Raw genomic sequence first — 25,137 nt, 5'->3', positions numbered from 1 at the left:
CTCTTCAATCAGTGTTTAGTCAAGGGAGATGAAGGTGATGGTTCGCGTTTGGAGTGAACCAGTTCCGAGCACGCTAAGGCCAACGCCAACCATAAGCCAAACATGCCAATAATGCCGATCAACCCGTTGCTGTCAGTCGGTAACTCGTAGGGATAAAGACCCGCATCGAACTTAGGAATGGTTTGCACTTCCATCATGGTTATCCAGCGCACTGCCCACGCAGTGGCCAGAGTCACGGCAGCCATGAACATCCAATAAATGGATGCAGCGCGCGGTCTTCGCAACGTGAATGCAGACAAGATTGCGCTACCGAGTAACAAGGCTGTCAGTAACGAGAGGTGATTAACCCAAACAGGCGTCTCGTAGAGTGAAAACGCGGTGTTATTCGACGCCCAAATGGGAAGCAATACCAACGCCAATACACTGCTCAAGGCAGTGGTTTTCTTCAGTAAGCAGGCGTCACCGGACGTGAGTGTTTCTTTTTTTGATGGGATTAAAAGCCACACCAACAAGGTAAAGCCAACAGCGCCTAAAAATGCCGTTACAAACCAAATCATCGGTGCGGCGGGTTGGTGCCATAAAGGACGGGATTTGAGTACGGCAATTTCTGCGCCGGTGTAAACAGCAATCGTCAAGCCTGAAAGCACTGTCAGTGCCGCGACAGCTATCATCCCCTGCGATGAATTTGCCAACTACCTAGCGACAACCTTGAGAGCAATTGAAGCACCTTCCCCGGTTGCTGTTTCAGCTTCATCAGGTCATTACGCAGGTACAGCCAAGCGGTCAAGACTGCTAATCCTGAGAACAATGGCAATAACAGTGAACCCAGAGACATCCAGGACCACGGCGTAAAATGGGCATAGAAATGCCATGCACGCCCAGGTTGGTGCAAGTCGCCGGTTAACGCCAGTGGCCCAACAATCGCACCGATAGCGAGCGTCAATACCAATGCCGCCCGAAGCCGGTGACTGGTGTGCTGTTCAAAAAGCAATGCAATGAAAAACAGTATGGCCGCTGCATAGGCTGAACCAATATAAAAAAAATATTGCACCGCCCACGGGAGCCATGCCATAGCCTGGGGCTGGATGAGCACTTCAGTGATAGTCATGCTTTTTCTCCTTGCGGATCGTAAATCGCAGCGTGTCCGTCTATTTTGGTCGTGAAGCGTTCATTCATGCCGATGTAAAACACGTGCGGACGCGTACCTTCGTCGGGTTTCAACACATTGATGTCTGACTGGTGCTCGCGCAGAAGCCGGCTTACTTCACTGGTGGGATCGTTCATATCCCCGATAGTCCGGGCGCCACCAACACAGGTTTCAACGCAGGCTGGCAACAATCCTTCTTCAAGGCGGTGGGCGCAAAAGGTGCATTTGTCCGCCGTTAGCGTCTCTTCATTGATAAACCGCGCATCATAAGGACATGCCTGCACGCAATAGGCACACGCCACACACCGGCTGTTATCGACCATAACAATGCCATCTTCGCGCTGGTAAGTGGCCTGCACCGGACAAACAGCAACACAAGGTGGGTTGTCACAGTGGTTACACAGGCGCGGCAGCATGAAGGATTTCACCTCTTCAACGGCGGTGGAGCCGTCATTGAGTGTGACCTCATATTGCTTAACGGTGGTGCGAAACTGACCAATGGGTGCTTGGTTTTCAATGCTGCAAGCGACAGTGCACGCCTGGCAGCCCACACATTTGCGAAGATCGACAACCATGGCGTAACGCTTGCCGACATAGCCTTTACGGTCGGGTTGATGGTTATTTCTGATCACAGTGCCTGCGGTCGCTGTGCTGATACCGACAACCGGAATCAGCGCAGCACCCGCGGTGATGGCTGTAAAAAAACGACGTTTGGTGGAATCCATTACTCACCTGCTAAAACGGGTTAGGGCTTGATTTCATTGTCAGAACCAGCGCCGCTCTCCGATATAGTGGATTTCCACATACCGTGACCAAGGTTGATCTAAAACAAATGTGGGTTTGATACTGTTGCTGGTATTCTTACGGCCACAATCGCAAGGACGAAGCAACCTGTCAGGATGAAAAAAAGACTGAACATCATTTACTTATGGATTGTATTTTTCAGTCTGGTTGCCAGTTTTTCTTATGCTGAACAGCATGTTCAGGCAGCAGACGCTACCAAGCCGGACGCCTGAGCGCGCCAACGCCGGCATTGGTTCAGCCCTGTTCGTGCGGTCAGACTCGCCTTATACCACCTTGCAAGAATTGGTGGGCTTACCGATTGCGGCTGTTTCTGAGCATGCCTTCGGGGGCTACCTCACGATGAGGCATGAAGTAATGGCTCAAGGCCTTGACCCCAATGACTTCTTCGCGGATGTACGTTTCCTTGGCTTTCCTATTGATGTGAACCTTTATCAGCTTCGTGAACATAACGTTGAAGCCGCGGTTGTCCCTGTGTGCCTGATGGAAGAAATGGTGCAGGAAGGCTTGTTAGAATCGGGGCAATTTCGCGTAATTAACCAACTGGACGCCCCTCAAATCAACTGCGCTGTCTCTACCCCGCTTTACCCGAACTGGTCTTTCGCCAAAACCGAGCGGGGAAAGGATGAGCTTGCAAAAAAATCAGCCGCGCCTTGCTTGCCATGCCCGCCGACAGCCCGGCAGCTATTGCTGCCAAGGCATCGGGATGGACATCTCCTGCCAGTTTGCTCGCTATAGATAAACTTTACCAGGCCATGGATTTACACCCGCTACAACAGCCTTGGTGGAAAGAGGCCATACGATGGTTACGTGCTCACCAAGCCCTGGGCATGGACACTGTTTGTGTTTGTGATCGTACTGAATGGCTATCATTTCTGATTGGAGTACCGATTCAGTAAGAGCAAGTCGGCACTGCAAAATACCCTGCTGCTGTTAAAAGAAAAGAGTGAGATGCTTGAGCATTCGCAACGCATCGCGATTGTGGGGGAGCTGGGCAGTAGTTTGGCACATGAAATCAATCAACCACTGGCCGCTATTCGCAATTACAGTGAAGGCGGGTTATTGCGGCTATCGAAAAACCGTTCTTCCGACGATATTGTGCTTGTTCGCGGGTAATATTGCCAAATTCATCCTGGTGACTGCTCCGTGCGCTCGACCAAATGGGCACTATCAAATCCAGACTGGCGGTAATGTCTACGTCCAGCAAAGGCTCGAACGTGTCATAGGCAATAACGTCGAAGCCTTCTTCTTCAAGCAACGCCGTTGCCCAGTTACAAAACACCGTTGGTGTGTGCCCTTCCCATCCCCCGACAAATAAAGCGGCTCTCTTTGCCATCACTGCTCCTCATTTTTCCCAGTGTTGATGCCATTGTTCGCCGCGATATAAGTTGCTATCGCGGCCATGTCCATCTCCCCAAACCCAGCATTATCTGCCGCTTTTAACTGCTGGAAGTTGGTATGGATTTGCGCCAGTGACCACCCAAGATGGCACGCCATGTCTTGTGTCAGCGCCATGTCTTTTCGCGCCAGTGCTAACGCAAAAGTGACATCATCGGATTGGTTGAGATAAAGCGGCGTACGAAAACGGATCATTGGCGACCCTGCCGCACTCTCACCCAACAGGGTGAGCAGTGCCGCACGGTCTATGTTGCAAGATGCAGCCAAAGCCAGAATTTCACCCACAATCTGATTCTGGCTGTGAATCACACTGTTGATGAGCAGCTTGGCTGCATGACCTCTTCCTGCCTCTCCCATGTGAAATTGGGCTTTCCCCATCAGAGAAAAGCAGTGATGGACATCCGATGTGACCTCTCCCGATGTTCCAAACATAAAAACCAGCTCACCGGCTTCTGCCGCATTCAAGCTGCCGGACACTGGTGCATCGACGTACACCACACCGTAAGAACTGGCGACTGACGCAATATCTTCCGACAATGCCGGACTGATAGTGCTCATTTCTACCCAATGCGTGGCCCGGCGGTTGAGCGGCGCAATCAGGCCATTATCCGGATTAAAGTAAACCTCTCTCGCCGCTTCATCATCCGCGATCATGGTAAATACCAGGTCGCAATCACGGGCCATTTGCGCTGGGTTTTCAGCGACATTTACGTCAGGATAGGTATCAACCAAGGTTGAAGATTTATCCTGACTGCGGTTCCAGACCGTCAGCGTAATGCCTGCTTTTGCCAGATTCGCGGCCATCAGCCACCCCATCCGGCCAAGTCCAATAAAGCCGATGTGCATAGTGTGCCCTTTCCAGTGTTTGGGGGATCAGTCGGCTGTACTTTTTTGTCCCGTGATGGCGGTGACCAGCCGGTTTTCAGTCACAGTTTCCGCCGTAAATTCTTCCATGATCTTCCCTTCATAGAGCGCGAGAATACGATCACTGACGCTGAGAATTTCCGGCATTTCAGACGAGATAACTAACACTGCCAGTCCTGAACGTGCCAGTTCGCGGATCAGACTGTGTATTTCAGATTTTGATCCGACATCAATGCCACGGGTTGGCTCATCCAGAATGAGGATTTTCGGATGGGTCGATAACCATTTGCCGATAACGACTTTCTGTTGGTTTCCTCCGCTGAGGTTGCCGACTGGATAACTGCCGTCTGGCGCTTTGATTGACAACTGATCGGCGTATTTTTTGTAGACTTGACTTTCTTTGCCTTCAAGCAACCAGCCAATCACAGATACCCGGTCAAGCTGTGCCATAGTGATGTTATCCTGGCATGACATCGCCAGCACCAACCCCTGCTCTTTACGGTTCTCTGGTACCAACGCAATCCCCAGCTCGACAGCGTGCTGGCTGTCACCGATCACGGTTTCTTTACCGTCAAACTTTACGACGCCAGAGTCGGGTTGTCTCAGCCCAAACAGGGTTTCTGCAATTTCTGTTCGCCCAGCCCCTACCAGACCGTACATACCAAGCACTTCCCCTTCTTTAATAGAAAAGGAAATGTCTTCATAGTGCCTGGCCAGTGTCAGCCCTTTGACTTCCAGCCGCGTCTCGCCACCTTTGGCCATTTCCACTACGTTTTGCTCAAGTTCTCGCCCGATCATCAAGGCAGTCACTTCCGGTTCATTGGTATCTTTGGTTATCAGGGTGCCACGGTATTCACCATCACGAAGCACTGACAGGCGATCGGAAATCGCAAAGATTTCTTCCATCCGGTGTGAAATATAGGCAATACCAACACCCTGGCTTTGAAGTTCTTTAATCACTTCAAACAACACCACTTTTTCATAGTCGGTCAATGAGGCGGTCGGCTCATCGAAAATCACGATTTTCGGGGTGAATACCAAGGCACGGGCAATTTCGACCATGTATTTTTTGGCAATCGTCAAGGAAGATACCGGGTCATCGGGACCAAAATCGCAGTTAAGACGCTTGAGAATCGATACCGCTTTTTCACGCAAAGCGCCATGGTCAACCACACCAAACAGCTTGGTTGGCATCATGCCAAGGAAGATGTTCTCAGCAACGGTCATGTCCTCTACCAGTGACAACTCCTGGTGAATCATCAATATGCCCTGGTGTTTGGCATCCATCGGGGTTTTGAGCTTGACGACCTTGCCATCAACCCGAATCTCACCGCCATCAGGCTGATAGATACCTGACATCACCTTCATCAGGGTCGATTTTCCTGCCCCATTCTCCCCAAGCAAGGCATGTACCTCACCGGCACGGATATCAAAGCTGACCCCATTCAGTGCCACCACGCCGGGAAACACTTTGCGGATATTTTTTAACGCGAGCGTTGGTGCAACATTGGCTTCTAAATTCATTGCCATACTCATGCGGAAACACCTCCCTGCTCGGTCTGGTTAACTTTCTTGTCGATAAAGAGTACAAGGATCAGGATAGAGCCCATGATCACCAGCACATAGAAGGCTGGCACTTGCATCAGGTTGAGACCGTTTCTCAGAATACCAATAGCCAGTACGCCACCCAGCGTACCAAGAATGCTGCCTGCGCCACCGGTCAGGCGGGTGCCGCCGAGCACTACAGCGGTAATGGTCCAAAGCTCAAAATCACGGCCAAGATTAGGTGTAGACGCGCCCATTTGTGTAGAAAGCGTCACGCCCGCCAGGGCGGCAAAGAACCCTACCAACATGAAATTAATCATCATGTGCGGGCCAACCCGAATCCCGGCATCAATAGACGATTTTCGGTTTCCTCCCACAGCGTAACAATTACGGCCATGCACGGTATATTTCATCATCAGGTGCATCAACAACGTGGCGATAAGAAACAGGATCGCCAGTGTCGGAAATCCAAGGACTGAACTCGAACCAAAATCGGAATACGCAAAATCCGAGGCATAGAAAGATTGCTCACCAGTGTAAACAAATACCAGACCGCGAATGCCGATCATCGCTCCCAAGGTGACAATAAAGGCGTCTACGCCGGTTTTCCAGACAATGGCACCGTTCAACATTCCCAGCAAAATACCGGAAGCAAGCGCAATGATAACTGCCGCAGGAATGCCGATAGAACCTTGCAAATCAATGGCAAGGCTTGCTGACAATGCAACTACTGCCCCCACAGAGAGGTCTATGTTGCCGTTGATCATCACTACCGTCATGCCCAGCGCGATAAAACCGATGGTTGACGTTTGGATCAGGATGTTTTTGAAGTTCGCGATATCGAAAAAGTACTCTGATGAAAAGCTGAACAACACAATACAAAACGCAACAAATATCCATATAGGTTGTGTTTTAAGAAAGCGCAAAATCTTATCCATGTCTTAATCTCCCTGGCTTTCCGTCAGAATTTGGTGAAGAAGCTGCCACGTTTGGTGCCAACATCCAGCCATACTGCCAGGATGATCACCGCCCATGTCACAAGCCATTGCGCGTAATAAGGAAAGCCCAAGAGCAGCAAACCGTTTTGGATAAAGCCAAGGATCAATACCCCGACTACAGTTTTCGTAATGCTGCCGGAACCCCCAAGCAAACTGGTTCCGCCAAGTATCACCCCGGCAAGTACCAGCAATTCATAACCCTGGCCAACGTTGTTCTGCGAACCCATCACGCGGGAGCCCAATATCAACGCCGCACACCCTGTAGAGAATGCAGAAAGTAAATAGGTGCTGAAAACCAGCTTGTTACGGCGGATTCCGGAGTAGGCTGTTGCAATAGGGTTCCCCCCAACCGCAAAGATTTTCCGTCCATAGGCGGTGCGTTTAAGCAATAATTCATAAATGACCGCCAACACGGCAAAGATAATGATCGGTACCGCAATCGGACCTATAAACCCACGGCCAAAGATCGCAAACCAGGTCTCTTCCTGATTGGCAATATCAACGTTCTGGCCACCGGTGTATATCAGGGTCAGTCCCTGTATTGCCGAGAGCATGCCTAATGTCACTATCAGTGAGTTCAGCCTCAGGTAACCCACTAAAAAGCCATTGACCACACCCACCAACAAGGTGAACAGAAACATCAGCAAAATGGCCTGACCGGGACCGACTTTGTCATGCAAGTCCACCACCAGCACCGTTGAAAAAGAGAGCAGCGACCCGACAGACAAATCGAGGTTCCCCCCAATTACGACAATCGTGACGCCAAGCGCAATCGTACCGATAATCGATACCTGACGGACAACCGTCATAAAGTTATCAGTACTTAAAAAACGGTCAGAAGAAAGAGAAAACACAATAAGAAACACGAAAAACGCGACAAGAATACCGTGGCGAGCCATCAGGGTTTTCAGCGAAAAAGACGCATCCCCGCCACCTTTTTTTTCTGTGTTTGTCTGCGCGTTTGAGGTCATAAAAACATCCCATTTGTTGTGAAGAATTGATCGCAATCCCTGCGAGTCACCTTCCCGAAAAGCGAAGCCCAGAAGAAAGAAAGTCCCCCTGCAAAACAGGGGGACTCAAGGTTTAGAACACAGGTTTAGTGAACTGGGACATATTGTCCTGAGTGATTTTTGGGGTATCAAAGTAGTTCAGCTTTGGCACATCTTCACCGTTTGCAATGGCGATTGCCGTTGCCAGCGCATTTTTCGCGTCATCGACAGGAGATTGGTAAACCGAACCCCAGTATTCGCCGCGCCCCATGGCTTCATATCCCACAGCAAAATTGGTCGCCCCAATAAAGGCAATCCCTTTACGCCCCGCGGCTTTTGCTGCGTTCAGCGCACCCACACCCATGTTGTCATCACCGGAATACACACCGTCAATCTTGTCGTATTTGGTCAGGAAATTTTCCATTACACGTTGGGATTTTTCACGGTTCCAGTCACCCGGCTGGGTTTCCAGAATTTTCACATCTGGACAAACTTCTGCCAGACGAACTTCGAAACCCTGTTGACGCTCGATAGCAGTGGTATAACCGGGCTGGCCGGAAACCTGAACGATTTGGCCTTTGTTATCCAACGCGTCACACATCATTTCAGCAGAGTACGCACCTTGCTTGACATTGTTTGGGCCAGAGAAAGAGGCGATGAACTGTTGGCCTTCATCGGCAACATTGGAGTTGGTGACAACGACTGGGATACCAGCTTGCTTCGCTTTACGGATAACAGGAACGACGGCTTTACCGTTTGTAGGCCAGATGATGATGACATCGACTTTCTGTTGGATAAGATCCTGCATCTGCGCAATCTGGCGGGCAACATCACCGCCGGCATCAAGCACAACAGTATCCACACCCTCAGTGTTTGCTGCTGCTTCTTTAAACGCTTTTTCATAAGTGGTTTGGTATGAATCGACACCGACATTGTTTTGTGTGATACCGATTACCAGATCCTTGGCATAAACTGTTGTCGCGCTTGCTGCAACCATCAGGCCTAACAAGGTTTTGCTGACTGTTTTCATCCTTACCGCTCCATTGCTTGTGCACCCATCAATCTGAGTGCTTTTGATTCGTCTGGATTCACGTCCAAACGGTTACTGCATAACCATGCCACCATCAATCATAATGAGCTGACCGGTCATATAATCTGAGTCTTTACTGGCGAGGAAACTGGCTGTGCCTGTGACATCTTCAGGATAGGAGTAACGGCCCAACAGAATCATTTCACGGGCCAGTGTGTCCATAGACTCACCCGCTTTTTCAAACTTACCAATTTCAACCAGATCCTTGTCGAGTTGTTCCCAAAGCTCTGTACGTACTACGCCAGGGCCATAACCATTAACCGTGATGTTGTGTTGAGCCAACGCTTTCGCTCCACCATTGATCATGGCAAGCACCGCATGCTTACTGCACGCATAAGGCACAACATCATCAAACGCCATACGGGAAACAATCGAACCGACATTGATGATTTTGTAAGGCTCATCCTGTGGGCCCTGTTTGATCATCTGCTTAGCCGCCTCCTGCATCCCCATCAAACACCCAAGTCCATTGACATCCATGATTTTCTGCCAATTTTCTTCAGTGATATCGAGAAACATCAGCGGTTTGTTAATACCCGCATTGTTCAACATAACGTTAATCGAGCCGAAAGCATCCACAGTTGCCTGAACGCCCGCCGCAATGTCCGCACGTTTAGTGACGTCCATTTGCACTGCGATTGCTTCACCGCCTTTGGCCTTGATGCGTGCAACAACCTCTTCACAGCCGTCAAGATTCACATCCGCCACACACACTTTTGCGCCCTGCTCAGCAAAGTTTTCAGCAATCGCTGCACCCATACCGCGAGCTGCGCCAGTGATCAATACATGTTTCGTTGCCAGTCTTGATGTATCCAAGGTGTCCTCCTTACTTGGCTTTTCTTATTTTGCTCCACTCAATCGGGCAGCAAACGTTTGCAATAAATTTGCATTAACTTAACTTTTACATTTACCCAAAGAGCATAGAACAAGAAATTAGCAACAAAAACCTCCCAATATGTATTAATTTTGATAATCGGTTGATGGCACCTTTAACATTATTAACTTATCTTTTTGTTATTTAACAGTAAAAACATAAATACTCATCGATGACCCATACTTGGTTCACTGTTAAAAATCACAAGTCCGATCACAATAAGCAAAAAAAATCGAATGCAAAAAATGCCCATCCATTGCAAAAATATCCGCAATTTATTTGCAAACGTTTGCAAAAGAGTTAACGTTATAGTTACATAAGTGTGAAGCAAACGTGCTTCCAGGTATGACTTCTCACAGGAACGAGGGATTGCAATGCAACAGGACCATTTAGAGTTTGGTGAAGACGCACGAAAGCGTTTATTGGTGGGTGCCAACCTGCTTGCCGATGCAGTAAAGGTAACGCTGGGCCCTAAAGGACGAAATGTCGTGATGCGTAATTTCGATCAGCCGCCCATCATTACCAAAGATGGTGTGTCGGTCGCCAGAAAAGTTGAAATCAAGGGACAACTTGAAGAAATGGGCGCTTCCCTGATTCGTGCTGTTGCCTCCAAAGCCAACGATGAAGCCGGCGATGGTACGACGACATCCACGGTTATTGCCCAAGCTATTCTCAATCAGGGATTTAAAGCGCAGGCCGCCAATTACAACATTATTGATATCAAGCACGGCATTGAAAAAACCATTGATGCAGCGGTTGAAGCCCTGAAAGCACAAGCCCTGCCCTGCAATCAGGAAGCAGATATCGAGCATGTTGCCTCCATTTCCGCCAATAACGATGCCAGCATAGGCAAGATCGTTGCCGAGGCAATTCGCGCGGTTGGTGAGCATGGAGTCGTCACGATTGAAGAAGGCAAAGGCTTTCACACTGAGCTTCACGTGGTGAAAGGCATGCAGTTCGATCGCGGTTACCTGTCGCCCCATTTCGTGAACATTCGCGGCAAGATGCGTGTAGAACACAACATGCCATTGATTTTACTGGTTGACGGGAAACTGAGCCAGTTCGATCAGGTTGTGCCTGCCATGGAAATTGCAGCAAAACAAAAACGCCCTCTTTTTGTCATGGCGGAAGAAGTCGAAGGTGAAGCCCTGTCTACACTCGTTGTTAACCACATGCGCAAAACCCTTGATGTGGTGGCAACCAGAACACCCGGATTTGGTCCGCGCCGACAAGCCATTTTGCATGACATTGCTGCCTTGACCGGTGCAACTGTCATGTCGCCGGAAACCGGTAACGACGTCAGTCAGATGACAGAACAGGACTTCGGACAAGCTGAACGGGTAGAGCTCACCAAAGATCAGTTCACCCTGATAAAAGGCTTAGGCGGTGAAGCACGTATTGCCGACCGTATTGACCAAATCAATGCCGAAATTGACGCGTCAGACTCTGAATATGATATCCAGAAAATGACTGAACGCCGCGCACGCCTCTCCGGTGGTATCGCCTTGATTGAAGTTGGTGCAGCAACAGAAACCGAAGTCAAAGAGAAAAAAGCACGAGTAGAAGATGCCTTACACGCAACACGTGCTGCTATTGAGGAAGGGATTGTTCCGGGCGGCGGTATTGCACTCATCCGTGTGTGTGAAACCCTTTCCCTGCCGGATGTCAGCAATGATGACGAAAAAGCCGGGGTTCATATTGCGCTCGATGCCATGCAAGCGCCGTTTAAGCAGATCGTCCGTAATGCAGGTTTGGATGCTGGTGTATACCTTGAGAAGGTCAAAGCGCAACCTGCCGAGTTCGGCTACAACGCGGCAATTGGTGAATTCGGCTCCATGATTGAAATGGGGGTAATTGATCCGGCGAAAGTCACCCGCCTTTCACTGCAAACGGCAAGTTCTATTGCTGCGCTGATGTTAACCACAGAAGCGCTGGTAGGCGACACCGATCCGGATTACGTACCATCTCACCACCACGAGCATTAACCCTAACTCACTGAACACAAAAGGCACACCCTCAGTAGGTGTGCCTTTTTGTCAGCCTCAAGGGCAATTAAATGGCTTCGTTAACCGCACTCAGAAATTGCTGGGTACGCGGCTGCTTTGGATTGCCAAATAATTCTTCCGGCGTGCCCTGCTCTTCAATCTTACCGCCATAAAAAAAGCAGACTCTATCGGAAATCTCCCGTGCAAAGCCCATCTGGTGTGTCACCATCAACATCGTCAGGTTGTGCTCAGATACCAGATCTTTAATCACTGAGGTCACCTCACCAATCACTTCAGGATCAAGGGCGGAAGTTACCTCGTCAAACAACATCACACTCGGACGCATAGCCAATGCCCTTGCAATGGCAACACGCTGCTTCTGGCCACCAGAAAGACGCGATGGGTGCTGCTGGCATTTATCTTTCATCCCCACCAGCTCCAGCAATTCTTCTGCACGCTCCCGGGCTTCCGTTTTTGAAATCCCGAGCACCTGTACAGGGCCTTCCATGCAATTTTCCAGCGCTGTCATATGGGGAAACAGATTGAAGTGCTGGAAACACATGCCGATTTGGCTACGCATGCCACGCAGGTGACGCTCATTGGCCCAGGTTAACTGACCCTTCTTTTCCATATGGGTTAGAGGGTTGCCATCGACATAAATCACACCATCATTGATGGTCTCTAACGTCATTAACATGCGAAGGACCGTCGTTTTGCCAGAGCCGGATGGCCCGATAATGCTGACCATCTCGCCTTTGTTAATGTCCAAATCAAGGTTGTCCAGTACCGTCAATGAACCGTATTTCTTCGTCACTTTCTTAAAGCTGACCATCGGTGTGTCTTCACCGGTTAGTGAAAGAGGAAGTGATTGATATCCTTTCATTACAACAATCCCATTTTTTGTCTTACTTTTCTTTCCGTTACCCGCATGAGAAGGCTTGTTGGCAACGAAATAACAAGGAAAATCACACCGACCAAAGTGAAAGGCTCCAGAAAGCGGTAACTTTCTGAACCAATCGCGTTCGCCGTGTGCATCAACTCAGCCACACCAATCACCGATAACATAGGCGTATCTTTAAAAATACCGACCAGATAGTTCCCCATACCCGCCAGAGAAGGCGGCAGTGCCTGTGGTAAGACAATGCGGGAATAGGTTTTAAACGTGGACATATTGAGGGCTTTTGCCGCTTCCCACTGCCCTTTGTCAACACTTTCAAGCCCACCGCGGTAAACCTCTGACAGGTAGGCGGCATAATGCAGACCAATTGCAATAAGACCCGCTGCCCAAGGATCCAGAAAAAGGCCGATTTGCGGCCCGACGTAGAAGACAAAGAAGATCTGCAAAATCAGGGGCGTTGAGCGTATAAACTCAACAAGCTCCCGGACAAACCGGTTTAAAAATGCACTTGGCGTACGCTGAAGCAGCATAAACACTAAGCCGAGTACCATTGCAACAGCGTAACCTGCGCCAGCAGCAATCAAGGTGTTCCCAGTGGCGGCAATAAGCCGGGGCAATACCTCCCAGACAACTGTCCATTGCCAATCAAACATGGATTATTCCATCCCCATTTTTTTCGTCATATAGGATTCAAGCAAGCGCATGCCCGGCGTGATAATAAACCGCGCCAGAATGTAATAAATGATCAGTGCAGTGCCGAAAGCCTGAGCTGAAAGAAAGGTCGTACCGTTGATTTGCTTCGCCTCAAACATCAGATCAGAGACAGAAATCAATGCCACAAGCGCGGTACCTTTTAGCAGTTCAATCAGAAGGTTACCCCACGCAGGCAGCATGGTAAGTAACGCTTGTGGAAGGATGATTCGGATCATACGCTTGTGATTGGGCATGTTGAGCGCTTTGGCCGCTTCCCATTGTCCACGGGGCACAGCCTGTATCCCGCCCCGAACCAGTTCAGCACCGTAACTCCCAAGATTAAGCCCCACGGTGACAAAACCTGCTGTAAACGCATCCAGTGTTAAACCAAACAGAGGTAGGACATAAAACACCCAGAAAAGCTGAACCAGCAGCGATGTGCCTCGGAATAACTCGATATAACAAATGGCAAAACCCCGTACCAGACGGTTTGGAGAAAGCTTCATTAAACCAAAAGAAAATGCGAGGAATACGGTCAATACCGTCGCGAGGGCCGTTTGCATTAACGTGACGAGGGTACCGTCAATGAAACGCCCACTGTACATCGAAATAAATTCAGTGAAGGTCATTACTACACCCATAGCAGTGAGAACTGAAAAGAAGAAAACAGGGCTATTGCCCTGTTCTTAAACTCACAATTAGCGGTTCTCACAAGCCCATGCAGTGGTCACATCACCGGGAAGTTGTGATTGGGTATAGCCATACTCTTTCACGCTTTCCAGCATTTTTTCACTGCCAATATACGCCGCCTGCGCTTTGTTAAACGCTTTCAGAAAATCGCTATCCTCGGGACGGAAACCAATACCGACATAATTGAGCGTCCATTCTGGCAGTGCAGAAGGGTCGGTCACTTCTACTGCCCCGTTTGATTGCTTTGCAAGGTTCAGTGCGGTGAAATAGGTAACAGCCCCCGCATCCGCCCTGCCGACACGGACAGCAGCCAGTATTTCAGTAGGCCCAGGTACCTGCATCACTTGTGAATCTGGCACCCCTTCCTTTTTTGCGGCTTCAACAGAGTTATACCCTGCACCTGTCACCAAACGTGCATTTTTGTTTTTCAGGTCCTGATAGTTTTGGATACCTTTCGGGTTTCCTTTTTGAACAATGAATGCATCGCCAAATTGTCCCATCGGTTCTGAGAATTCAATATTGTTGCAGCGGCTGTTCAAGATATACATCCCACCCGTAATAAGATCGAAGCGCCCAGCTTTCAGACCCGGGATCAAGCCACCCCATTCAGTAACAACCGGCTCAATATTGGTGTAGCCCATTGCGTTTAACACGCCGATAGTGTGCGCATTCGCAAAGCCCAAAGGCGCGTTATTGTCGCCAGGATAGGCCCAAGGCACTTCGTTGGCAAAACCGATCCGGATAGTTTTTCCGTCGTCAATACGCGCTTGAAGAGGCCCTGCTGCTGCAGTACCCGCGATCATTGCCAGTACAGATAGCGCTGTGGAAATTCGCTTAAGCATGGTTTGAATTCTCCTTTTCAGTGTCACATCACTTAAATGTATTGCGACCAATAATGCCACCACAATAATTACAGGTCTAAACATTAAACTCAAAGATCAATACCTTTTTACGCAGTTAAAACCCTATCAATGCAATCAAGATCACAACTACCCCAACTAAAGCACAGAAAATGTGACACACCATTGATTTGTTATCTAATGAATACATCGTGCAAAACTTGGTATGAATTGACGCTAAACTGCACTGGCTTTTGCTTTGATGCGGATAGAGAAAATGGGGAGGAAACGGCACTTCACGTACTTATTGAAACCGACAAATTACGCTGCTTCAATACATCAAAAAAAGACCCGACAGACCGGGTGCCGGGCCAAAAAGACAAGTTTGCTAAAGCATTATCTTATAGCTCTGCTTGCCATCCGTGGGACTCCAGGAGAGATTTGACTCTCTGCAAAAACGCACCTGAATAGGCGCCATCGACGGCACGGTGGTCAAAGGATTGAACCACCATACCAACGCTGCCAATCCCCAGGCTTTCCCTTCCATTCACATTGACGACAACAGGCTTGCGACTGATGCCATCAATAGAAAGAATGGCGATTTCCGGGTGATTGATAATCGGTGTCGTGAACACGGTTCCCGCCCCCCCATTATTGGACAAGGTGTAGGTGGCGCCGCTCATTTCGTCAGGCGTCAACCGGTTTTCCCGGGCTTTTTTCGCCAATTCAGCAATTTTCCGTGCCAGACCAGAGACATTCATGGTGTCAGCATCTTTAATCACAGGCACGACCAGCCCCTTGTGATTCAAATCGACAGCAATGCCCAGATGCACCGGTGCACTAAGCACCAGTTTCTCACCACTGACCTGACCGTTGAGTTGTGGGAACTCCTGCAATGCCTTAACCACCGCCCGGGCGATAAACGCCAGCGGCGTCAGGCTGACACCGTATTTCTGTTTGAAATCTGCTTTGTGTTGCTGGCGCACCGCTTCTACTTCATCAAACGAGATTTCCATTCCCTGCGCGACGTGAACAGCATTGTCTTTCGACGACGACATTTGACGGGCAATCTGCTTACGCATGAAGGAAAACGGCACGTCTTGGCCGGTAATCGAAACAGGTTGTGGTTCAGCCTTCATCACTTGTGACGTTGTCACAGACCGAGTCGCGACTGTTTCTCCACCATCCAGATAACCCAGCACATCTTCTTTGGTGATGCGGCCATGCTTTCCGGAACCTTCGATTTGATTGACATCAACATCATGTTCCGTCACCAGTCTCCTGACAGAGGGAGACATGAACGCTATGGCTTCATCGTCAATCGCAGCCATTTCACCTTGCTGTTGTTGTGCAACGAACGCCTGCACATCACGTTTGGTGATTCGGCCATTGCTGCCCGTTCCTTCAATCTCAGACAAGTCCAGATCGTGCTGGCGGGTCAGGTACTTCACCGCAGGTGACAGTAACCCATGACCTTGCTGTGAGAAAGTCTGGATCGCAGCCGGTTTTGAGGGTTCTGAAGCCGTTGTCTGTTGTTCGATGATGTCTTTGGCAGGCTCAGCGACTTTCGCCTCTTCACCTTCCACAGCCATTTCACCAACAGGTTCGCCCACAGTAATCACCTCACCCACCTGGGCGAAGATGTTGGTCAGCACACCTTCTTCCATTGCCGGCACTTCCATCGCCACCTTGTCGGTGGAGATTTCAAACAACACATCACCTTTCTTGACGCTGTCACCCTCGGCTTTATGCCAGGCGAGGATTTCACCTTCTGCGACGGTTTCCCCCAGTTGGGGCATAATAATATCCATATTTGCCTCCGCTATTGTGGGGAACCCGGCCAATCAAGGCCGATGTACTGGGTTTCGGTAAACTCTTCGATGCCTACATATCCGCCTTCACGGCCCAAGCCGCTCTGCTTCATGCCACCAAACGGAGCGGCCGGATCGGAGATCACGCCTTTGTTGATGCCCACGACACCCGCTTCCAGTCGCTTAGCAACGGAGACGGCATGCGCGGTGTCAGAAGACATCACATACGCGGCCAGACCAAAAATGGTGTTATTGGCTTCGGCAATCACCGCCTCTTCATCATCAAAGGGGATGATCACTGCTACCGGACCAAAGATTTCCGTGTGCAGGATTTCTGCATCATCAGGAATGTCATTTAATACCGTCGGCGGATAGAAGTAGCCATTTCCTTCAGGCAACTTGCCCCCGGTCAGGAGATTGGCCCCTTTGGCGATGGCATCATCCACCAGCGAAGCGACTTTCTGTTGGGTGTCTTTGTTAACCAGAGGGCCAATATCAACGCCCTCTACCCGGCCATCACCCATATTCAGCGCTGCCATTTTTGCCGCCAGTGCTTCACTGAATGCAGGATAAAGCGAGCGGGCAACAAAAATGCGGTTTGCAGCAATGCAGGATTCACCCGCATTACGGATCTTGGCCACCAGCGTCTGTTCAACCGCGGTATCAAAATCTGCGTCGTCCAACACCAGAAGTGGCGCATTGCCGCCAAGTTCCATGGAGCTGTTCACCACGCGCTCTGCCGCATTGTGCAGCAGCACACGCCCTACTTCGGTAGAACCGGTAAACGAGACTTTGCGCACCCGCGGATCAGCAAACATCACTTCCGACACTGTTCTCGCGCTTTTTGAAGGCAACACGGAAATAGCATCTGCCGGTACACCGGCTTCCTCAAGCAGCGTTGCCACATACAGCGCAGTCAACGGTGTTTCTGTTGCCGGTTTCAGTATCACGGAGCACCCTGCCGCCAGCGCGGGGGCAATTTTGCGAGTTGCCATCGCCGCTGGGAAATTCCAGGGGGTCACCAGGTAAGCAATACCCACAGGATGGTGAGTCACCATGATGGCTTTGTCACCGTTCGGCGCCGGCGATAAGGCGCCATTCATCTGTACCGCCTGATCGGCAAACCAGCGGAAAAACTCCGATGCATAGTTCACTTCACCACGTGCTTCATTGAGGGTTTTGCCCTCTTCCAGCGTGATAATGTGTGCAATGGTTTCTTTGCGCTCCTGCATCAGGTGAAACGCACGGCGCAGAATTTCAGCCCGTTCACGGGGAGACGTTTTACGCCAGGTATTAAACCCGCGCTCTGCCGCATCTATAGCGTCTTTGGTGTCCTGTTCATCGGCGCCGGCAACATGTACCAGCAAGGATGCATCAGCCGGATTAAAGACCGGAATATCGGCACGGTCGCTGTAACGCCATTCCTCACCGATTTTCAAACCGGTGGGAAGATCTACATCATGTACTCTCATACCTTCACTGCCTCCCACACTTCCGCCACAATACGCTCAACCGACGGAATAACATGGTCTTCCAGGTTATCTGCGGCAGGCAGTGGGATGTGTGGCGTGGTAATCCGTGTTGGTGGTGCATCAAGCTCAAAGAAACATTCTTTGCTGACAATCGAGACAATCTCTGAGCCCCAGCCACATAGCTGCGGGTTCTCTTCGACAGTGACCAGCCTTGAGGTGTTTGCCACATCGTCCAGAATGGTTTTGGTATCAAGCGGCACAAGGGTGCGCAAATCAATCACGGAGCAATCAATTCCCGCTTCATCAGCAAGGATTTCAGCGGCTTTCAGGGCGCGCGGCACCATGGCTGCCAGCGCGACGATAGTCACGTCTTTCCCTTTGCGGATCATGTTGGCCTTACCCAGCTCCACCACATGATCGCCATCCGGCACTTCTCCTTTCATCGCATAAAGGGATTTGTGCTCGAACACGATCACCGGGTCTGGGTCACGTACTGCCGCCGCCAGTAAACCTTTGGCATCAGCCGGATTGGAAGGGGCAACGACTTTGATCCCCGGGATCATCATCGCCCAGTTCTCAAGGCTCTGTGAATGCTGAGCACCAAAGCGGGAACCGGCACCATTGGCGGTACGGATAACAAGGGGGACCTTTACCTGACCATCGGTCATGTAGCGGGCCTTTGCCATTTCATTCGCCACCATATCCCAGCAGACGGCCAGGAAGTCGGAGAACATGATTTCTGCTATCGGCTTTAACCCTGTCATTGCTGCGCCCATGGCGGCACCAAGGATTGCCTGCTCTGAAATCGGTGTATCCCTGACACGGTCAGGACCGAATTCTTCAAACAAACCGACCGTGGCTTTAAACACTCCACCGGCGGCCGCGACGTCTTCACCAAGGAAAACCACATCTTCATCGCGACGCAGCTCTTGGGCAATGCCCGCTGCAACTGCCTCGCGGTAACTCATTAGTTGCGCCATTCCCATCCTCCATTGGCCCAGACGTCTTTAAAACACAGTGATACATCAGGCGCCGGAGACGCTTTTGCTGCTTCCGTTGCTTGATTGATTTCCGCATCCACTTCACTTTCGATATTTGTCAGCACACTGTCTTCCACCCCTTGCTCGGCAAGGCGACTTCGATAAAGCGGGATAGGGTCATACGCCAGCCAGCGTTCAACCTCTTCAGCAGGACGGTATTTGCCCGGGTCAGCACGAGAGTGTCCCTGGTGGCGGTAGGTTTTTGCTTCAATCAGTGAAGGGCCGCCGCCATTTCTGGCCTTCTCAATGGCTGCTGTCGCCACGTCAAACATGGCATCGGCGTCATTACCATCGACAATGATGGCGTCGAGACCATAGGCACTGGCACGGTCTGCGGCGGGATGCTCAACGGCAGTAACGGCACCAATCGGGGTGTATTCCATATAAAGGTTGTTTTCACACACAAACACCACCGGCAGGTTCCAGACCACGGCAAAATTCAGTGCTTCGTGGAAGGCACCAATGTTGGTAGTACCATCGCCGAAAAAGACCACGGTCACTTCACCGGTGCCTTTGTACTGGCTTTTCCATGCACTGCCATTAGCAATACAGAGTTGGGCACCGATGATGGCATACGAACCCATGGCACCATGCTCAACACTGGTCAGGTGCATAGAGCCGCCCTTACCACTGAGAATACCGCATTCGCGACCCATCAGTTCACCAAGCAGTGCCGTCATGTCTGCGCCACGCACCAGTGTGTGTGTATGCCCGCGATAGGTACAATAGGTGTAATCACCTTGCTGCATGGCGACACCAAAAGCCGCCGCAACGGCTTCCTGTCCCATGGCGAGGTGGTTGGTTCCTTTCACAAGGTTTTGGAGAAAGAGATCTGAGGCGCGCTGTTCAAACCCCCTCGCCCGCAACATGGTGCGGTAGAGCGACAGCCGTGTCTCCAGACTGGTTTCCGACATAGTCTGTTCCTTTTGAATATTTCCTGAGTGCGCGAGAGGTACATTTGACCTTTCGCGCCCTTCTTTGCTGCATGGTAATACGCAGCCAAATCAATATTTGTTGGCGATAAAGAGTTCCTGGGCCGGGAACAGCGTGATGATCTCGCAACCGTCGGCTGTGACGACCACTTCCTCTTCAATACGCGCAGCGCCATTGCCATCCGCGGATGGGCAATAGGTTTCAAGGGCGAACACCATACCTTCCTGAAGCTCAAACGGGTTCTCCATCGACACCAGTCGGCTGATAATGGGACGCTCATGAAGCGCCAGACCCAGACCGTGACCAAACTGCAGGCCGAAAGCTTCCATCTCACTGGCAAAACCGAACTGTTCCGCTTTTGGCCAAACTGCCGCAATTTTGTCGGTGGTCATACCGGGACGGATAAGGTCAATCGCCGCATCAATCCATTCACGTGCTTGCTTGTAGGCATCCTGTTGAGCCTGACTGGCGCTACCGACATTCAGGGTACGGTAGTAACAGGTGCGATAGCCCATAAAGGAATGGATGATGTCAAAAAACGCCTGATCGCCGGGGCGGTACATACGGTCAGTAAAGTTGTGGGGATGCGGACTGCCACGCTCACCGGATACGGCATTGATGGCTTCTACATCGTCAGAGCCATTGTCATACAAGAACTTGTTGGCATCGGCGACGCTTTCATTTTCGCGTTTACCCGGCTTGAGGTTTTCCGCCAACTGGTGATAAGCACCGTCTACCATGGTCGCTGCCATATTGAGCAATACAACTTCATCCATGGATTTGATTTGACGCGCTTCCAGCATCACTTGCTGGCAATCACGCACTTCAATGCCTTCGGCTTCAAGCGCTTCAAGCATGGGCTTTTCACAGACATCAATGCCCAGCGGCATGTCTGCAACGCCTTCTTCAACGAGAAGCGCTTTGATGTCTTTTGCTGCGTTTTTAAACAGCCCTGCCTCTTTGGCGACAGAACCACGCAGCCCAAGCATGCCTGCTTTAAAATGCTCTGGCTGAATAAGGCCTTGATAGAGTTGATGGTGTTTGGCCGCAGAGCCGAAGTCCCACAGGTACGGATCTGAGTTACCGGTAAACAGCGTATAACGGGCAATTTTGTCACGTGCCCATTCGCCAATCACGGTGCTGGTGAGATAGCGGATATTGTTGTTGTCAAAACATAATACCGCACCCAGCCCTGAGTTTTTCAATGCATCCCTTGCACGCCCTACGCGATAGCGATGCAAACGATTGAAGTCCACGCGCTGCTCAAAGTCGACACTCATTCTTCCCGGTGCAGGAATGCGCTTTGACCAGTCCCAGCCAGGTTCAATATCTGATTCCCGAATGATTTCCGGCTCTGTTGGTTTCACAATGCTCATAGTTATTACCACTCCATTTTTTGCAAACGTTTGCATTAAATAAGCAAATAATAAGTGGTTGATTGTGAATACCAGAAAGCAGGACAAGCACTAAGCACAAAAAACCACCAACTTGCAAACGATTGCAGCACATAGTAAGTTAGCTGTCAATGCAAACGTTGATGCAATGTTAAAACAATGTAGTCAGAATATGTTGCGCAGGAATGGCGGTTAATTTGGGTATTGACTTTGAGTAAAAATAAAAACAAACGTATTACTGTCAAGGATGTAGCGGCGGCATTGGGTGTCAATCCATCCACGGTTTCACGTGCACTGAGTCCGGAAAAACAACATTTGGTGTCTGATCGTGTGATTGAACTCGTGGAAAAAAAGAGCCGGGAAATGGGCTACACCGCGAATCCGATGGCGACAGCCCTGAAATGCGGTGCAACGAAAACCATTGGTATGATGATTCCTGACATTCTCAACCCGATGTTCCCTCCTCTGGTACATGAAATCCAGCAGCTTACCAACAAGTTAGGTTATACCCTTACGCTCGCCTATACCGAAAATAATCAAGAACTTGCGCTTGAGGAGTTAAAGCGTTTGATCGCGAGGAATGTCGACGGCATCATTCTGGCGTCTGCCTTTCGCAAAGATCCTACTGTCGATTATTGTATCGAGATGGGGAAACCTTTGGTGCAGGTGAACCGTGTAGTAGATAAACAAGTGTCAGATCAGGTACTTGTCGATGATCGGGAAGGTATCTATGTGCTATTTGAACACCTCTACAGCCTAGGGCACAGGAAGATCGCACACATTGCAGGTCCCGCTGATATCTCCCCAGGTTTGAGCCGCCGCCATGCATTTTTATCCATTGCGGATATGTTTGATATTCCAGCTTCGGATGCCCCCGTCATTCAGGCGGAAGCATTTACCGAACAGGCAGGCAGAAATGCCATGGAAATACTGTTGAGTTCAGAACGTGATGTGACGGCTGTCGTTGCAACCAATGACCTGGTTGCACTGGGTTGTATTGAAGCAATCGAAGCGTCAGGCAAACGGGTGCCTGGAGACATTTCTGTGACCGGTTTTAACGATATGCCATACCTTGACTGGTTCCGCATTCCGCTGACAACGGTTTCCCTCCCCCAATCCCAGCTTGGCGATCAGGCCGTTCGTATGCTACTCAGCCAAATCCGTAAAGAGAGTGACAGCAGCTTCCCCCGTAAAGTGTTGCTTCAACCCAAGCTTGTGGTTCGTAAATCAACGGGGAAACCGATAAAACACTGAGCGATTGTATCCAATGCATCCCAAGCCACTGACCTCCTCCAGCAGCTTGGGTTGTGAGCTAGAACTTATAACCCAACATCACTGAAAAAACACTGGGGTCAACGTCCAGGTCAATAGTGCGGGAGACGTCGCCTACGCCTGATGTTGCTGTCTTGATGGTAGCATCAGCCGATATCCAGTATTTTGAATAGGCGAAATCAACAAGCCAGGTTTCATCCAAGTGGACGCTAAAACCAACTTTAACGACACCGCCAAAAGAATCGTCGATATCCACATTGCTTTTGCCACCAAACGCATTGTCATACGACGCGTAGGTTTTGCTATCGACATAATGGGTATAGTTAATCCCCGCTCCGCCATATACAGTCACCGTCTTGTTCACGTCATAGTTGTATAGACCAATAAGGGCCGGAAAAAGGGTTTTGGTTTCACCAACTTCACCAAGCGCAGACCCGGTGCCTTTGGCAACCAGCGCCACCGTTGGCGGATAACCGCCCGCAAGCTGTAATGACCAGTTATCGGTAATAAAGTACTCATAAGTTAGGGCTGCTACGCCATGGTCAGCTGCTTCAGCGAGCACGCCGCCGGGTGTCAGATCGCCGCTCAACTCCCCCGATTGAGAGTGGTAGCCAACGTGGGCATAGCCCCCTTTGACTATCTGTGTACCGGCACTGGCCGCCATCGCCTGATGGCTGGTAATGCCAAGAAGGGTAAAGATTAAAGGTAATGCCACTTTTGCTTTCATTTTCCACCTCGATACTCTGAGTGTGTTTGTAATTATCTCGTCGCCTACTCGCCGTTTCGCGAGAGCGTTTTACCACGGATAAGATCTGCTGCCTTTTCTGCAATCATTACGGTTGGCGCATTGGTATTCCCTCCAATCAGCGTGGGCATCACCGAAGCATCCACAACACGAAGACCTTCGATACCACGGACCTTTAACTCGGGGTCAACCACCGCCATCGGATCGCTATCAGGCCCCATTTTGCAGGTGCCAACAGGGTGATACTGGGTATCCGCCCGGGTGCGGATATCTGCTTCGATCTCTGCATCGTTATTGGGATCAACCGGGTACACCATTTTTCCTCGATACGCGTCAAATGCGCTGGCGTTCAGCAGTTGATACTGCTTTTTCCAGCCTTTGATCATTAACGCCATGTCGGCAGGGTCATCAAAGAAATTGCAGTCAATCAGTAAAGGATCGCTAGGGTTAGCCGACGACAGTTTGACAGTGCCTCGGCTTTTGGGCCTGAGCACAGTGACATGGCAGCTAAACCCGTGTGACATATGGAGCTTTCTTCCATGGTCATCAACCAGCGCTTTGACAAATACCAACTCAAGATCAGGCACGTCAACATCAGGCTCGGATCGAATAAAGCCGATACCTTCTGCGTAGTTACTGGTCAGGTAACCTTGTCGGCTTCTCCGCCATTCGAAGAAAGCCTGGGTCAGCCCTTTAATCGCGGGCAAGGACACACCGAGGGTATCCATGTTCTTTTGACGAGACTCATAGGAAAGCACATAGTCGATATGATCTTGTAGGTTCTCCCCTACACCGGCCAAATCCAGCTCAACATCAATACCCAATGATTCCAGATGATTGGCAGGGCCAACGCCCGATAACATTAAGAGTTGCGGCGAGCCAAACGCTCCGGCACTGACTAGCACCTCTTGGTCGGCATAGGCGACGTGATCTTGGTTCTTGCGGCGATATTTCACACCGACGGCTCGTCCTCCTTCAATCATCACCTTTTGCGTTAACGCTTCGGTCACGACAGTGAGGTTGGGCCGGGATAAATGCGGCGTAAGATAACCTTTTGCGGCACTTCCCCGCTCCCCATTTACCTGAGTAACTTGCGTTGGCATCACTCCGTACTGTTCCGCGCCGTTGATGTCCGGATTGTAAGGAATGCCAACTTCCTTGGCCGCTTCAATAAACGCCTGGGTAATGGCACTGGGCTTTCTAAGATCTGCCACGTTCATCGGACCGCCTTTCCCATGAAATTCATCATCCAGCCGTTCGTTATTTTCCGCACGGATGAAGTAAGGCAACACCTCTTTATAGCTCCAGCCGGGGTTACCCAAAAATGCCCAGTGATCGTAATCCCAGCGGTGACCACGGCAATACATCATGGCATTGATTGAACTGGACCCACCGAGCACTTTCCCTCTTGGTTGATACCCTTTCCGCCCATTTAACCCTTTTTGTGGCACGGTCTCGAACGCCCAATTGGCAGGATGAACGGGGTGCATTAATCCAATCATCCCCGATGGGATGTGGATCAGGGAACTACGGTCAGATTTGCCAGCTTCCAACAAACATACAGAGACACTTGGATCTTCTGACAGCCGGCTCGCCAATACACATCCTGCCGAGCCGCCACCTACAACGATGTAATCGAAATGCTCACTCATGTTGACT

At 50.3% G+C, this 25,137-nt stretch carries 21 protein-coding genes and 2 pseudogenes; 3 read left to right on the top strand and 20 right to left on the bottom strand.

Features of this window, described 5'->3' with window-relative positions:
- Nucleotides 1-8: 8 nt before the first annotated feature.
- Nucleotides 9-1,108: pseudogene (gene nrfD / locus VHA_RS13625) on the bottom strand (NrfD/PsrC family molybdoenzyme membrane anchor subunit).
- Nucleotides 1,105-1,872, bottom strand: a complete 768-nt coding sequence (dsrO, locus tag VHA_RS13620; protein WP_005505253.1) for a sulfate reduction electron transfer complex DsrMKJOP subunit DsrO — start codon at nucleotides 1,870-1,872, stop codon at nucleotides 1,105-1,107. The pseudogene nrfD and the gene dsrO overlap by 4 nt, the downstream one beginning before the upstream one ends.
- A gap of 268 nt (nucleotides 1,873-2,140) precedes the next feature.
- On the opposite strand from dsrO, the pseudogene VHA_RS13615 reads away from it, so the two are divergent.
- Nucleotides 2,141-3,055: pseudogene (locus VHA_RS13615) on the top strand (phosphate/phosphite/phosphonate ABC transporter substrate-binding protein); the annotation flags it as partial.
- On the opposite strand, the gene VHA_RS18910 reads toward VHA_RS13615, so the two are convergent.
- The 7 genes from VHA_RS18910 to VHA_RS13580 all read right to left on the bottom strand — a co-directional run bounded on the left by VHA_RS18910 (nucleotide 2,982) and on the right by VHA_RS13580 (nucleotide 9,648).
- Nucleotides 2,982-3,284, bottom strand: a complete 303-nt coding sequence (locus tag VHA_RS18910) for a hypothetical protein (RefSeq protein WP_123912589.1) — start codon at nucleotides 3,282-3,284, stop codon at nucleotides 2,982-2,984. The pseudogene VHA_RS13615 and the gene VHA_RS18910 overlap by 74 nt on opposite strands.
- Nucleotides 3,284-4,192: an NAD(P)-dependent oxidoreductase gene (locus VHA_RS13605; RefSeq protein WP_005505246.1), complete on the bottom strand. Its 909-nt coding sequence runs from the start codon at nucleotides 4,190-4,192 to the stop codon at nucleotides 3,284-3,286. Before VHA_RS13605 ends, VHA_RS18910 begins: the two co-directional genes overlap by 1 nt.
- Nucleotides 4,193-4,219: 27 nt before the next feature.
- Nucleotides 4,220-5,746 (bottom strand): sugar ABC transporter ATP-binding protein, encoded by a 1,527-nt coding sequence (locus tag VHA_RS13600; RefSeq protein WP_005505244.1) that lies wholly within the window; start codon nucleotides 5,744-5,746, stop codon nucleotides 4,220-4,222.
- Nucleotides 5,743-6,693, bottom strand: a complete 951-nt coding sequence (locus VHA_RS13595) for an ABC transporter permease (RefSeq protein ID WP_005505242.1) — start codon at nucleotides 6,691-6,693, stop codon at nucleotides 5,743-5,745. Before VHA_RS13595 ends, VHA_RS13600 begins: the two co-directional genes overlap by 4 nt.
- A 23-nt stretch (nucleotides 6,694-6,716) precedes the next feature.
- The gene (locus VHA_RS13590) at nucleotides 6,717-7,724 is read right to left on the bottom strand and encodes an ABC transporter permease (RefSeq protein ID WP_005505240.1); all 1,008 of its coding nucleotides are present in this window, start codon (nucleotides 7,722-7,724) and stop codon (nucleotides 6,717-6,719) included.
- A 112-nt stretch (nucleotides 7,725-7,836) separates the two neighbouring features.
- On the bottom strand, nucleotides 7,837-8,772 hold the full coding sequence (locus VHA_RS13585; protein WP_005505238.1) for a sugar ABC transporter substrate-binding protein: 936 nt from the start codon (nucleotides 8,770-8,772) through the stop codon (nucleotides 7,837-7,839).
- A 72-nt stretch (nucleotides 8,773-8,844) separates the two neighbouring features.
- On the bottom strand, nucleotides 8,845-9,648 hold the full coding sequence (locus VHA_RS13580; RefSeq protein WP_005505236.1) for an SDR family NAD(P)-dependent oxidoreductase: 804 nt from the start codon (nucleotides 9,646-9,648) through the stop codon (nucleotides 8,845-8,847).
- A 432-nt stretch (nucleotides 9,649-10,080) separates the two neighbouring features.
- On the opposite strand from VHA_RS13580, the gene groL reads away from it, so the two are divergent.
- A complete protein-coding gene (gene groL, locus VHA_RS13575; RefSeq protein ID WP_050778567.1) occupies nucleotides 10,081-11,691 on the top strand; it encodes a chaperonin GroEL in 1,611 nt (536 codons plus the stop codon).
- Nucleotides 11,692-11,758: 67 nt separating this feature from the next.
- Here the strand turns inward: groL and ehuA are convergent, their stop codons facing one another.
- The 9 genes from ehuA to VHA_RS13530 all read right to left on the bottom strand — a co-directional run bounded on the left by ehuA (nucleotide 11,759) and on the right by VHA_RS13530 (nucleotide 21,443).
- Nucleotides 11,759-12,523 (bottom strand): ectoine/hydroxyectoine ABC transporter ATP-binding protein EhuA, encoded by a 765-nt coding sequence (ehuA, locus tag VHA_RS13570; RefSeq protein ID WP_172465034.1) that lies wholly within the window; start codon nucleotides 12,521-12,523, stop codon nucleotides 11,759-11,761.
- Nucleotides 12,524-12,573: 50 nt separating this feature from the next.
- On the bottom strand, nucleotides 12,574-13,242 hold the full coding sequence (ehuD, locus tag VHA_RS13565) for an ectoine/hydroxyectoine ABC transporter permease subunit EhuD (protein WP_005505232.1): 669 nt from the start codon (nucleotides 13,240-13,242) through the stop codon (nucleotides 12,574-12,576).
- Between the two features lie 3 nt (nucleotides 13,243-13,245).
- Nucleotides 13,246-13,911 carry an ectoine/hydroxyectoine ABC transporter permease subunit EhuC gene (ehuC, locus tag VHA_RS13560; RefSeq protein ID WP_005505231.1) on the bottom strand — a complete coding sequence of 222 codons (666 nt, stop codon included), beginning with the start codon at nucleotides 13,909-13,911 and terminating at the stop codon, nucleotides 13,246-13,248.
- A 69-nt stretch (nucleotides 13,912-13,980) separates the two neighbouring features.
- Nucleotides 13,981-14,814, bottom strand: a complete 834-nt coding sequence (locus tag VHA_RS13555) for a transporter substrate-binding domain-containing protein (RefSeq protein ID WP_005505230.1) — start codon at nucleotides 14,812-14,814, stop codon at nucleotides 13,981-13,983.
- Nucleotides 14,815-15,212: 398 nt separating this feature from the next.
- Nucleotides 15,213-16,622 (bottom strand): dihydrolipoamide acetyltransferase family protein, encoded by a 1,410-nt coding sequence (locus VHA_RS13550; RefSeq protein WP_005505229.1) that lies wholly within the window; start codon nucleotides 16,620-16,622, stop codon nucleotides 15,213-15,215.
- Nucleotides 16,623-16,633: 11 nt separating this feature from the next.
- Nucleotides 16,634-18,094 (bottom strand): NAD-dependent succinate-semialdehyde dehydrogenase, encoded by a 1,461-nt coding sequence (locus VHA_RS13545; protein ID WP_005505228.1) that lies wholly within the window; start codon nucleotides 18,092-18,094, stop codon nucleotides 16,634-16,636.
- Nucleotides 18,091-19,074, bottom strand: coding sequence for an alpha-ketoacid dehydrogenase subunit beta (locus VHA_RS13540; RefSeq protein ID WP_040529006.1), 984 nt, complete (start codon nucleotides 19,072-19,074; stop codon nucleotides 18,091-18,093). Before VHA_RS13540 ends, VHA_RS13545 begins: the two co-directional genes overlap by 4 nt.
- Nucleotides 19,062-20,048 carry a thiamine pyrophosphate-dependent dehydrogenase E1 component subunit alpha gene (locus VHA_RS13535; protein ID WP_005505224.1) on the bottom strand — a complete coding sequence of 329 codons (987 nt, stop codon included), beginning with the start codon at nucleotides 20,046-20,048 and terminating at the stop codon, nucleotides 19,062-19,064. Before VHA_RS13535 ends, VHA_RS13540 begins: the two co-directional genes overlap by 13 nt.
- A gap of 90 nt (nucleotides 20,049-20,138) precedes the next feature.
- Entirely contained in the window at nucleotides 20,139-21,443 is a 1,305-nt protein-coding gene (locus tag VHA_RS13530) for a M24 family metallopeptidase (protein WP_005505222.1), read from the bottom strand.
- Between the two features lie 228 nt (nucleotides 21,444-21,671).
- Between VHA_RS13530 and VHA_RS13525 the strand changes: the two genes are divergently transcribed.
- A complete protein-coding gene (locus tag VHA_RS13525) occupies nucleotides 21,672-22,715 on the top strand; it encodes a LacI family DNA-binding transcriptional regulator (protein WP_005505220.1) in 1,044 nt (347 codons plus the stop codon).
- Between the two features lie 58 nt (nucleotides 22,716-22,773).
- Here VHA_RS13525 and VHA_RS13520 read toward each other — a convergent pair whose 3' ends face one another.
- A complete protein-coding gene (locus VHA_RS13520; protein WP_005505218.1) occupies nucleotides 22,774-23,460 on the bottom strand; it encodes an OmpW/AlkL family protein in 687 nt (228 codons plus the stop codon).
- Between the two features lie 44 nt (nucleotides 23,461-23,504).
- A complete protein-coding gene (locus VHA_RS13515; protein ID WP_005505216.1) occupies nucleotides 23,505-25,130 on the bottom strand; it encodes a GMC family oxidoreductase in 1,626 nt (541 codons plus the stop codon).
- Nucleotides 25,131-25,137 lie beyond the last annotated feature (7 nt).

This window comes from Grimontia hollisae CIP 101886, assembly GCF_000176515.1.
GTDB classification, from domain to species: domain Bacteria; phylum Pseudomonadota; class Gammaproteobacteria; order Enterobacterales; family Vibrionaceae; genus Enterovibrio; species Enterovibrio hollisae.
The sequence above is the reverse complement of the archived record's forward strand: the minus strand, read 5'-3'. Positions and strand labels throughout refer to the sequence as shown.